At 40.1% G+C, this 11,284-nt stretch carries 12 protein-coding genes; 3 read left to right on the top strand and 9 right to left on the bottom strand.

Annotation, left to right across the window (positions count from 1 at the left end):
• Positions 1-49: 49 nt before the first annotated feature.
• Positions 50-610, top strand: coding sequence for a hormogonium polysaccharide biosynthesis acetyltransferase HpsU (gene hpsU, locus AACS98_RS14355; RefSeq protein WP_066380898.1), 561 nt, complete (start codon positions 50-52; stop codon positions 608-610).
• 204 nt (positions 611-814) lie between these two features.
• Here hpsU and AACS98_RS14350 read toward each other — a convergent pair whose 3' ends face one another.
• Positions 815-1,393 carry a thioredoxin family protein gene (locus AACS98_RS14350; protein WP_066380896.1) on the bottom strand — a complete coding sequence of 193 codons (579 nt, stop codon included), beginning with the start codon at positions 1,391-1,393 and terminating at the stop codon, positions 815-817.
• Between the two features lie 195 nt (positions 1,394-1,588).
• Between AACS98_RS14350 and AACS98_RS14345 the strand changes: the two genes are divergently transcribed.
• Complete coding sequence (locus AACS98_RS14345; protein WP_066380894.1) at positions 1,589-1,993, top strand: NIL domain-containing protein; 405 nt, start codon at positions 1,589-1,591, stop codon at positions 1,991-1,993.
• Here AACS98_RS14345 and AACS98_RS14340 read toward each other — a convergent pair.
• On the bottom strand, positions 1,990-3,057 hold the full coding sequence (locus AACS98_RS14340; RefSeq protein WP_066380892.1) for a DUF3616 domain-containing protein: 1,068 nt from the start codon (positions 3,055-3,057) through the stop codon (positions 1,990-1,992). The two genes, AACS98_RS14345 and AACS98_RS14340, sit on opposite strands and share 4 nt — an antisense overlap.
• A 264-nt stretch (positions 3,058-3,321) precedes the next feature.
• On the opposite strand from AACS98_RS14340, the gene AACS98_RS14335 reads away from it, so the two are divergent.
• A complete protein-coding gene (locus AACS98_RS14335; RefSeq protein WP_066380891.1) occupies positions 3,322-4,317 on the top strand; it encodes a CHAD domain-containing protein in 996 nt (331 codons plus the stop codon).
• A 49-nt stretch (positions 4,318-4,366) separates the two neighbouring features.
• Here the strand turns inward: AACS98_RS14335 and AACS98_RS14330 are convergent, their stop codons facing one another.
• From AACS98_RS14330 to AACS98_RS14300, 7 genes are all read right to left on the bottom strand, one after another.
• Positions 4,367-4,963 (bottom strand): helix-turn-helix domain-containing protein, encoded by a 597-nt coding sequence (locus AACS98_RS14330; protein WP_066380890.1) that lies wholly within the window; start codon positions 4,961-4,963, stop codon positions 4,367-4,369.
• A 539-nt stretch (positions 4,964-5,502) separates the two neighbouring features.
• Complete coding sequence (locus AACS98_RS14325; RefSeq protein WP_066380888.1) at positions 5,503-5,829, bottom strand: hypothetical protein; 327 nt, start codon at positions 5,827-5,829, stop codon at positions 5,503-5,505.
• 571 nt (positions 5,830-6,400) lie between these two features.
• The gene (locus AACS98_RS14320) at positions 6,401-7,042 is read right to left on the bottom strand and encodes a hypothetical protein (protein WP_066380887.1); all 642 of its coding nucleotides are present in this window, start codon (positions 7,040-7,042) and stop codon (positions 6,401-6,403) included.
• A gap of 121 nt (positions 7,043-7,163) precedes the next feature.
• Positions 7,164-7,574: a hypothetical protein gene (locus AACS98_RS14315; protein WP_066380885.1), complete on the bottom strand. Its 411-nt coding sequence runs from the start codon at positions 7,572-7,574 to the stop codon at positions 7,164-7,166.
• Between the two features lie 143 nt (positions 7,575-7,717).
• Positions 7,718-8,365, bottom strand: a complete 648-nt coding sequence (locus AACS98_RS14310) for a hypothetical protein (RefSeq protein WP_066380883.1) — start codon at positions 8,363-8,365, stop codon at positions 7,718-7,720.
• Between the two features lie 555 nt (positions 8,366-8,920).
• Positions 8,921-9,862, bottom strand: coding sequence for an N-acetylmuramoyl-L-alanine amidase (locus AACS98_RS14305; RefSeq protein WP_066380881.1), 942 nt, complete (start codon positions 9,860-9,862; stop codon positions 8,921-8,923).
• A 238-nt stretch (positions 9,863-10,100) separates the two neighbouring features.
• Positions 10,101-10,940 carry a prephenate/arogenate dehydrogenase gene (locus AACS98_RS14300; RefSeq protein WP_066380880.1) on the bottom strand — a complete coding sequence of 280 codons (840 nt, stop codon included), beginning with the start codon at positions 10,938-10,940 and terminating at the stop codon, positions 10,101-10,103.
• Positions 10,941-11,284 lie beyond the last annotated feature (344 nt).

The raw sequence follows: 11,284 nt of genomic DNA, 5'->3' as shown, positions 1-11,284 counted from the left end.
ATGACTAATAACTAATAACTAATGACTAATAACTAATGACTAATAACTAATGACTAATGACCAATCCTTTGTAGATTTACGCAAATATGACCAATCTGGGTTTGATAGGGGGCGGCCTGGTTGGTATGTTTTACTATGGTGGTTTGTACAGGCGATCGCTTTTCCTTTGACTCTCCACCCGTTTAATAGTCTGCGTTGCTCGATATTACGATTATTTGGGGCGCGTATCGGCAAAGGCGTAGTCATTCGACCGACTGCACGTTTTACCTACCCCTGGAAAGTCACCATCGGCGATTATTGCTGGATTGGTGACGATGTAGTTTTCTACAGCTTAGATGAGATTTATATCGGTGAACACAGCGTAGTTTCTCAAAAAAGTTATTTATGCACTGGTAGCCATGATATTTATGATCCTGCCTTTGGCTTGAAAATAGCCAGCATCACCATTGGTAACGGCGTATGGTTAGCCACAGATTGCTTTGTCGGGCCTGGAGTGCAGATTGGTTCTAATGCCGTCATTGGCGCGCGTAGTAGTGTCTTTTCTGATCTACCTGCCGGACAAGTCTGTTGGGGTACTCCTTGCCGTCCCCAATATCCCAGGTTTAAATAATAGGGGACTGGGGATTGGGTACTGGGTACTGGGTACTGGGTACTAGGGATATATGTAGAGACGTTGCATGCAACGTCTCTACAAAACAATAGTTAGTTATCCCCATTTCCCAAGGATTCTTGAATTTTGAATTTTGAATTTTGTAGGCGTAAGCCTTCCCGTAGGGTATTTTGAATTTTGAATTGATTTGTCCCCCTCATTCCCCTAATTAACTACCTGACTCCCATGACTACGGGGATCATCTTGGCTAGATGTGGGTGACACTGGTGCTGAGAATTGAGAAACTTTACCACTGGCTTGAGCATAGGGCAAAGATGAACCAGTCACCAAAGCTTCTAAATTACTGCCCATAATTGTATGAGGTTGATCACCTATAGCTTGAGCCACAGTTTCCCCTTCTTGATCTAAAAATACAAAGTGGGGAATACCATCAACTCGATATTTCAGCATCTCAGGCAACCACTTGGTATTATCTACGTTCAGCATGACAAAATTCACCTTGTCAGCATACTGTTGTTCTAATTCGGCAATATCAGGGGCCATTTTTTGACAGACAGTACACCAATTAGCGTAAAACTCTACAAGTGAGGGTTTACCGTTGGTAGTCGCTACTTCTAAGGGTGTGGATGTTTCTTCTAAACTGGCAAGGGAAACAGAAGTTTTTTCAGCCCGCAGTCCTAAGAATAAGGCAACGCTGAGAGCGATCGCTACTATCACTATCAAAAAATTTCTCAATCTAGTCCCAACAGTAGTTTCCGGCTTCGCTGGTGAATTTGTAGTCATAACATTTTATTAAATGATATTAAGTAATTTCTCTTTTAGTTTAACTGAGGTGAGCCGAGGAAGCGGAATCACAACTAACTATTGACTTGTAGAGACTAAGCATGCTTAGTCTCTACATATATCCCCAATCCCCAGTCCCCAATCCCCAGTCCCCACCCTTGACTATCATTGAGATGAAAGTCTCTGCTGAAATCTGTGAAAAAACGAGTTACTCTCACCTTTCCCAAACGTGCAATCCAGATGCCAGTGACTTATGTGCTGGCTAAAGATTTCAATGTTGCTGCGAATATTATTCGCGCTCAAGTTGCGCCTAATCAAATTGGTAAGCTGGTCGTAGAATTATCAGGAGATATTGATCAGTTGGATGCAGCGATTGAGTGGATGCGATCGCGACATATCAACGTTTCCTTCAGCTTGGGGGAAATTGTCATTGATGAAGATTTGTGTGTTCACTGTGGCTTATGTACTGGGGTTTGTCCTACAGAAGCCCTGACTCTCCACCCAGAAACCTATAAACTGACATTCACGCGATCGCGTTGCATTGTCTGTGAGCAGTGTATTCCTACCTGTCCAGTACAAGCAATCTCAACTAACCTCTAACCCAACTGAAAAACATCAGCAATCACGCTGTCGTCACCCACTAGCCGATTCGGGGCGGGAGAGTCATAAACTACCAGTAGTGACGGTACTCCAGAGATATCCTCAAATAAAGTAATTCCTTCCGCCCGATCATTGCGATCGCCATGCGGAATTTCTTGCACCAACTCTGGAGTATTGAGAATATTTTCTTGCAACTTCACCCCATCTTTTAAACGATAAACTTGCACTACCCCATCTAAATCCATAGTTGGGCCAGCCAAAATTAACAAGTCTTCCCCATCACAACATAAATCTCTAATACCCAAACCATTCAACCAAACAAAATGCTTTTTATACTCTTTTTTCCCCTCTCCTATTTCTTTTAGTTTCAATAAATCAGGCTGATAATTTTTTAATTCCAGTTCCAAAATTATCGCCCAACCCCGCAATACTGGGCCACGCAAACCTAAAAAAACTCGTCCTTGATAAACGGCTAAACCTTCGATATCTAAACCATTATCTTTTCCAGGAATCCCAGCTTTTATAAAACTTCCTAAATGTGGGTCATCTGCTAAAGCCGCCATCAGGATATTACTATCTTTAGTTAACTTTAATTTGGCTGCGCTTAACTGCTCTTTTGGTTTCTCAGGATGTGGACAAGACTTAATTAATTCTCCATCGACTAAGGGAATTTTGGCTAAAACATAGCGGTTGTGTTCTGATTCAATTTTAGCTAACCTCGCAATATTTTTGGCATCACTTTTATCAGGCTTAGGTTTTTTACGCTTGTAGCTATGAGAACCAACTAACCATAAATAATAATCGTCATAAGCTAAACCTTCAATATCAATTTCCTCATCCTCTGACGCAGGTAAATCAATAAATTCAGTTACACGAAATTGTTTATGGTTGGTAAATTGCTCACCATCAGCCACAGATAACCGCTCAATTGTTGCCGTCTCATCCGAACCCAACCATAAATACTGACTTTGAGTTAGTCTGACTGCGGAAAGGTCTTGTCTGTGTTCTTGAAAACTCGCGCTAAATCTCAGGACACATTGCTTGATTAAATTTGAGATTGCCATGTTGACTACTCTCTTTAATTCACAAATATTAATCCTACTATTTTAATTAGTTCATCACTATACAAAAAAGACTTAATCATATCTTAAATAACTAATAGTTCATAGCTATCACAGCAATTGCATATTTTTCTCAGCTACATAACTGTCCAGATTGATATCACTTCTTAATTGCGAGCATAATATAAAAAATAACTCTCAAAGGATAGATGGATTTTTCAACTAATGTTATTATGCAATAAACTAAGTAAATAATGACTAATATCTATGAATTTAGATACAAATCCTACAGTAAAAACTCTAGGAGAATACGCCTATCAGGCTATGAAAAAACACTTTAGTAAAATTATCAAATGGGAAAAACCTGTTAAGAAAGATGAAGACCCAGAAGCATTACACCAAATGCGGGTAGGAATGCGTCGTTTACGCACAGCTATTAGTAGATTTGAGATTGTACTAAACTTACCTAAGCCAGCCAGTGATAAAAATATAGGTAAAATTGCTCGTCGCCTCGGTAATCTGCGTGATTTAGACGTATTAAAGCAAAATTTAGAAACCCTTTATCAACCAAATTTACCTCCTAAAGAACAGAAATCTCTGCAAAAAGCTTTTAGTGCTTTAGCTAAACAGCGTGAAGATGCACTAACTAAAACCCTGACAACACTCAAGGATGATGCTTATAAGTCTTTCAAACAAACTTTAGAAGATTGGTTAGAAACACCAACTTATAAACCTTTAGCATCTATCCCTATTCAGCAGGTACTACCAGACTTACTTTTACCTGAAGTCAGTAGTTTCTTGCTGCATCCAGGATTATTAGTAGGTACTCATCTCCTTGATTCTCAAGTGAAAATCTATACCGACTCCACACCAGAAGATATAGAAAAACAATTGACAACTCACGGCGAAATCATCCACGATTTACGAAAACAAGCCAAGCGGATGCGCTACCAAATGGAACTATTTACCGAGTTATATGGTGAGTCTTACTCAGCTTACATTGCAGATATCAAAAGTATTCAAGACATTTTGGGCAATATTCAAGATAGTGTAGTGATGGATGAGTGGCTGAGGGATGTATTCAAGTCAGAAATTCAAACTAAATTACCGACATTTGCGAGTTTGTTAGCCGCCAATCGTGTTCAGTGGTGGCAACAATGGCAACCCTTACAGCAACAGTATTTGCAAGCAGAAAATAGGCAGAATTTTCATTTAACAATCCTGCATCCTCTGGAATGTGAAATACTTAACCCAGTAGAGTAAGAGGCTATTTCTCAAAACCCCTATCAGATAGACACCTGACAGTGTGATATCAATTTACAAAGAAATTAACTATTAATTGTAAATTAGAATCACAGGGCGGTGGCAAGTCTTTGATTGTAATCTCAGCATCTTGTCTACTGTCAGCATCTTGTCTAGAGATATGATTTTTTTGTTTAGTAGATAGTCCCATTTGTTTGAGTAGACGACTGATGTGGCGTTCAGTAATTGCAATCCCCATTTCTTTGGCTAAATGTTTACTTAACCATTGTGCAGTCCAGTTTTGAAAGGGATAGCCATACTCACGGGGACTATGGTTTACCAAATCTTTCAAGCATTGGAGATATTCCTCATTAACACTTTTTGGTCTACCTATAGGTTGCTCCTGCCATTGGTGGGCTAAACCAGCTTTTGCTACACTAATCCAGTATCGTGCCATGTGGTAAGAACAACCCAATATTTTACAAATTTGGGTTTGAGATTTTCCCTGATCTGCCAACAACATAATTTCGATACGTCGGCGATATTTTGGTTGTAAATCAGTTTGTAATTTCTTCAGCAGTGATTTTCGTTGAAAAGGCGTTAACAATTTACCACTAGCAGATTCTGCATTTTCAGAATTGGGGAATTGATCAGTAGTGTGTGACATAACTCCTGTAATTTTTACTTAGTTGGTAAATCTTGATATATAATTGTTATGAAATACATCGCTTTCAATTTACCTAATATATTTTTGTCTCAGACATTAATACTTAGTAAATTAATTCTATATGATTTTATTTTGATTCTGTCTGGAGTTAGATTTATAATTTCAAGTAGGTTGGGAATTTATTCCTAATGGGTTACATCAAAAGATGGGCGTAGTAAAATTATCAAAGTTTGTTGAATTAAAAGCCTAAATTTTCTCAGGTAATCTGAAAAATCATTAATTTAATATATTCAAAATACAAAGTCTGAATAGAATGAATGCTTCACTTCATTCATCCTATCATTGGCAGGACTTACGCAAGTGTCACATTACAGATGTCTTGTAGGGTGCGTCAGACTGTTTAAATGCTGTCAATAAAAGTATTTTTGATATCTGACGCACCCTACTAATATGCCAGTTGCGTAAGTCCTGATGGGGTGAAATGTAATAGGATTCAGCGTTTAGTTGCTAAATCCTATTAAGCAACGAATTACAATCTATTACTCAGCACCACCATTACCGCCGGGAGCAGGAGCACCGCCATTACCGTTAGGAGCAGGAGCACCGCCATTACCGTTAGGAGCAGCTCCCATACCAACGGCACCAGTATATGTCTTGACGATAGATACAATATTATTGATTGCAAATCCGTTCAAGCCATACTCTAGAAACTTCTGACCGTAGTTAAGATATTGAGGGAATCCATCACCTTGTCCTCCTTGCACAGCCATAGCATTTTCATCATTTAGGTCTTGCAAAAAGTTTTCTGAATCGATAAACAGTTCAGAACCAACATTATGGGATTCAAAAACATTAATGTTCGCCATTGTTTTTTCCTCGAAAATACTTGAGTGAAAACATTACCATCTGTATGGATTAAGCTTGTATTGCTTAACTCATACTGCAATTATTAGCTAAAAAAAATTGTGGTTCAATAGTTTTAACCCAGTAACTTCGACTTAAACTGACTAATTATGTCTTTGAAGAAATACTTAGATTTAATATAAGAAATTAGGTGATTTATTGAAAGAATTTTTTTGCGGCTTGAATAACAATCCCAATGAAATCCTATGATTTTATACTGATTTCACACTCAAGTTAAAACATCTGCATTAGGAAAACTCAAACAGCTAAGGCGGTGAGAATAATTATGCAACCCTACCTATCATGAGATTGCACAATCTATCATCTGAGGCTGTATCTGAATTCTTCCCAAGCTGGCTTTTCTTATTCAGCTAGGGTGAGTTTGAGAGACAAAATTAGACTAATTTTGTCGGAAGTTTATCACCTGTTGATTAACCCTAACAGCAAGACACAAGACAGTCATGAGCCTGTGACAACCCAAAGGGTAGGGAAAGAAGATGTTGAACAAAGCTTGTAAACGCCTGTCTCCTGTCACTAACGAAGAGATAAAGTGATAGGAGCTTCTAGCGACAAAACATAAACGCTACTTTGGGGAATCTGCACAACACGGGTGTTTTCTGCGGAACGCAAACCTGAGAGCAAACCAACAGCACTACCTAACATCGCTCCCCGGTCAAACTGATCTGGATCACCGTTGCTGAAGAAACCCAAGGTACTACCGCCAATTCTACCCCAAATAGAACCATTTTCTACGGCTTTGTCATTAGCTCGCTTGTGGGTAATGGTAGTACCGGGGATGATTTGGCTAGATGCTTTAATGGCAACGATGCGGCCATTGATGACTATAGATTGAGCAACAATTTTGGCACCGCCTTCACTGGGTTTTAAGACAATGGTGACAGGAGTGTTTTCTGGTGCAATGGTATTTCCTTCAGCATCTTGAATGGCACTAGCTAAAGGAACAGTCAGAGGATAGTCTTTTTTCTGCCCGACATCTACAGTCACAGGTGCGGGGAATGAGACAATCAGGGCTGTATCTTGGGGAATGCTAATTTCTGGGCTGACTACCTGGGGTTGAGTTGGTTCGGTGGCAACTGGTTGAGCTGTAACGGGTAGTGTTAAAGAACCTAAAACAGAAAGAGAACAGGCGAGACTTAACAAGGTTTGGGTTTTCATGATCACATCTTCCTTTGATTGCAGTGTTTTGGGTGTTCACCCCTTCACTTAATCAATAGGTTGATGATTTTGGGTTTATGCAGCCTGTTGCTGGAAAAAATCAAAAATAGTTCACCTGAGTTTAACGTTGATGTCTCAACAGCCAGTCCCATCCTGAACCTTGGCGGGTTAACCAATCATCTTCAAAATCCGGGTTAGCTGGATAATGAGAATAGTCTAAGTAGTCTTGTGAGCGAATTCTGACATGACGACAGCTACCTTCTATTTCAATGGTGACAGTATCATTGCCTTGGCCGTTTGGTCTTAATAGACTATCCCTGATGATACTGCGCTTTCTGTCTTGTTCTTGTCGGAATTTGGAAACACAACGTACCCTCACCAATGAGCGATCGCGGGGATTCTCTAATAGATAGGGTAAAATTTGTGAGTCACGAATTGAGCGCGCAGGAGTTTCAGCACTGACTAAGGGTGTGATAGTCAATAATAAGGTTGTAGAGACGGCAATTATTCCACCTCCTATTCTGGTATTCATACTTTTCCTCAGCTAAATAAAGCAATTGCCAGGGTACTAACCCCGGCGGCGTAACAATTCAAAATCCAAAATTTAACACTCTTAATTAATGGTTTCAGACTGGGAGGAATGGGAAATGAGACTTTACCCATTACCCCTAATTATTATTTATTTTCCAGTAATTGGTTAACCTGTTGTCCACGACGACCTGTTTTAATTTCATAGCGGCGGGTGAGGTTATCTTGATAGTTCATATCTCTGGCGGCGGCGGCGTTCACGAAAGCATCGCAATTTTTACCCTGCACTACTGTAGAAGAACTGCTACTAGCTTCTTCTGTGCTGTTGCGGCGGCTATTTCTAGATTCGCTGCGATTTCGGCTACCTTGACTACTACCATTACCACTAACGCCAATACCAAAGATGCTGACACCACCGCCACCGCCATCGTTATGACTGCGAGATGAACTAGAACGGCTGCTGGTAGAGGTAGCTAAGGCAATTTTGCTGGTGCTGGTGCGGGTGTTGTTTCCTAAACCAACATCGCTACACAATGCACGGGGGTCTTTTGCTAGGGTATCGGGAGATACCCATGATTGATGGTCGCCTAAACCTTGAATTTCACTGTTACCAACTGGGTTGCTTGTGGATGCTGGTGTCGCAGGTTTGACGTTACCAATTGCACCGGGGTTAACTTTCACGGGTTGGAAAATACCACTAGCTTTTACATCGAAAGGCCCTGCAAAAGCGGGAACTGTGCTGGTTAATAGTGCGGTAGCGGTGAGTAAAGAACCTGTTAAGTTACGGAATTTCATGGTCATGCTTCTCAAGTGTTAGTGTTGGTTTGTTTGTTGGGTTTCAACCCCTTCACTCACTCAATAGGTTGACCTTGATTTATTTATGCACCCTCTCACCAATTTGAGGAAAAGTTTTTTTCGTGAAGCTGTCAAAGCTTGATGACACAACTGAATTAGTTACTTATATCATGTCCGTTTGAATAGTTATCATATCTGTTGGGGTAGGGAACTCTTAACAGGGAATAGGGAACAGGGAATAGGGAACAGGGAACAAGAAAAGATCAGCATCGAAAACTTATCATAAGTAATTAGCCGGACATGATATTACGCAAGTGTCACATTACAAATGTCTTGTAGGGTACGTCAGACTGTTTAAATGCTTTAAGAGGGAACTTTTAACGGGCAACTCTTAACAGGGAAATCCCCATAATTAAAATTAGCTCCTATCTTGCACCTTTCTCAATAAGCGTCAGGTGATGCACACCCAATGACGTAAAACTAAGGCTTTCAGCAAGTTGCAAGCAATGCCCACCCTACAAAAATTATCATTGAGGAACAGGTGCAAGATGTGTGTTAACCGATCAATTTTCTCCAAGTCATTGGCCCAACAATTGCATCAGCAATTAAACCATTCTGTCTTTGAAATCTCTTAATTGCTGCTTCTGTTTGCGGCCCAAAAATCCCATCAACATCAGCACCTACTCGGTATTGTATATATCGGACTACTGGCCCACCGCCATGATTTCGTCTGATAATGCGTTTGGCTAAAATTAGATTAATAGCATTCCAGGTAGTTTCACCTGCTATACCAGTTTTTTCTACTCCTACTATACCTTGAAATTTTTCAATGGCAAATTTGGTTTCGGCATTGATTTGATTATTCTCCGCGAGAGCTTTACCATTTCTATCAGTAATTTTTAATCTATTTAAAGCTTTTTGCAGCCTTAATATACTGGTATCTATATTCTGTTCTTCATCTGGAATTACATTTACAGGTGTCGTAGGCAATTTACCTGTTAAACCTTTCACAATTGCATTAGCTGTTGCTTCTGCATCGAAAATATTCATATCTTTTTGAGAATCTATGAAGCAACATTCTACTAGAATTGCTGGCATATTTGTATTTCGGAGAACAAACAAGTGGGAACCACTCTTGACTCCACGATTAAAAAATCCTAATTTGACAATTTCATTTAAAACAGGTTGAGCAATTCTTCTGCCGGCTTCACTAGCGGCAAATACTTCTGTGCCATTAGCTCTTCCGTTAAAAGCATTAAAATGTATTGAAACAAAAACTTCTACTCTGGCTGCATTGGCTTTGTTACATCTTTGTGACAGAGAATCTCTGACTGAACTTGCTCTTTCTGGGTTACATGATATGACTTCATGTCCTAAAGCTCTTAATTTCGAGATAACTCTATTTCCTACATCTATGGTTAAAATGTCCTCAACTTTGATACCTCTTGCTCCGGTGTCTGGTGGGCAATTATGACCCATGTCAATGCCATACTTCATTATGTTATTCCTCAATTCAGTTTTTCAAGTTTGCTGGATACTGCTACTTGTTGATGTCAAGTTTGTTCAATTGCTATTGCAGCAAAATTGAACAATATATGGGTGTGAGATAATTTTATTTACTAAATTGCTATTGTAACAAAAAAAGTAATTATCAGGAAAAATATCCCAATAAACTTAACTATCTAAATACATTAACTTTTCGGGTGCGTTAACCTACTAATAACGCACCGTCAATTTAATCAACAAAATTAGGTCTTGCTTGTTGGGTTGACTGCAACTTTGCTGTTAAATCTGTCCAATTTTCTTGCTCAATTAAGTTGATGATTTCATCAAGCTGGTGGCGATATTGTTGTAATGAACTTAGCAGTGCTTGGCGGTTATACTGCGCCATCATTACGCCTAATTCTGGATTACCTCCACCAACTCGGCTAGTATCTCTAAACCCAGAACTAGCTAAGTTTTGCGCTAATTGTAATACTTCTGGGTCAGTTTCACTCAGACAAGTTGCTATTAGTGAGGCACTCACCATGACGGGTAAATGAGAAATCCAACTCACAGCGCGGTCATGTTGTTCTGGCTGACAATAATAGATATTAGCACCTAGCGATCGCACTATTTCCTCTACAACTGTGATCGCTCTTTTTGGTGTGGTATCATCTGGTGTTAACACATAAGGTCTATCCACAAATAAGTTCTTTTGCGCTGCTTCTATTCCACTGTCTGCTGTTCCCGCCATCGGATGCCCACCAATAAAATTTTCCCACGTCGGCGCAATGGCTTTGACTATCGGTGCTTTGACTGAACCGACATCAGTAACTATGGTATTGCTGGATAGGTGTTTAATTAATTGTGCCATTTGTGGGACGATGAGGCCGATGGGTGTACAAATAAATACAACTTCTGTGTCGGCTAACAGGCTAAGATTGATATTGGCTTCATCGACGCTACCCAATGTTACTGCTGTTTTACAGGTGGTTTGTTTGCGGCTGACTCCGACTACATGATGTCCTTGCGATCGCAAATCATAACCTAATGAGCCGCCAATTAGTCCTAGTCCTAAGATTCCTATTTTCATTTTTTTGTTATTTGTATTTTCCGCCTACTTTACCAGAGGGATGAGGTTTTTAAACGCGGAGGGGAGGCAGCGCGTTCGATCGCCGGACTTGTAGCGACTGCCGTCGCGCAGAGGTAACGCAGAGGTACGCTGAGGTTTTGTTGTTTTATTCTTTGCGTCTTTGCACGCCAGTTGCTACAAGTCGGCGGAGCCGCCCAACGCACTGGCTCGCCTTTGCGCGAGGCTTATTCTTATTTTCGCTTACTTGTGTATTTTCCTCTGACTTTACCAGAGGGATGGGGTTTTTAAAGGCGGAGGGGCGCGAAGTAAGGTAAATCCATACCAATTAATAATAGGTAATAGGC

The sequence above is a fragment of the Anabaena sp. CA = ATCC 33047 genome (assembly GCF_963870205.1).
Taxonomy (GTDB): Bacteria; Cyanobacteriota; Cyanobacteriia; order Cyanobacteriales; family Nostocaceae; genus Trichormus.
The sequence above is the reverse complement of the archived record's forward strand: the minus strand, read 5'-3'. Positions and strand labels throughout refer to the sequence as shown.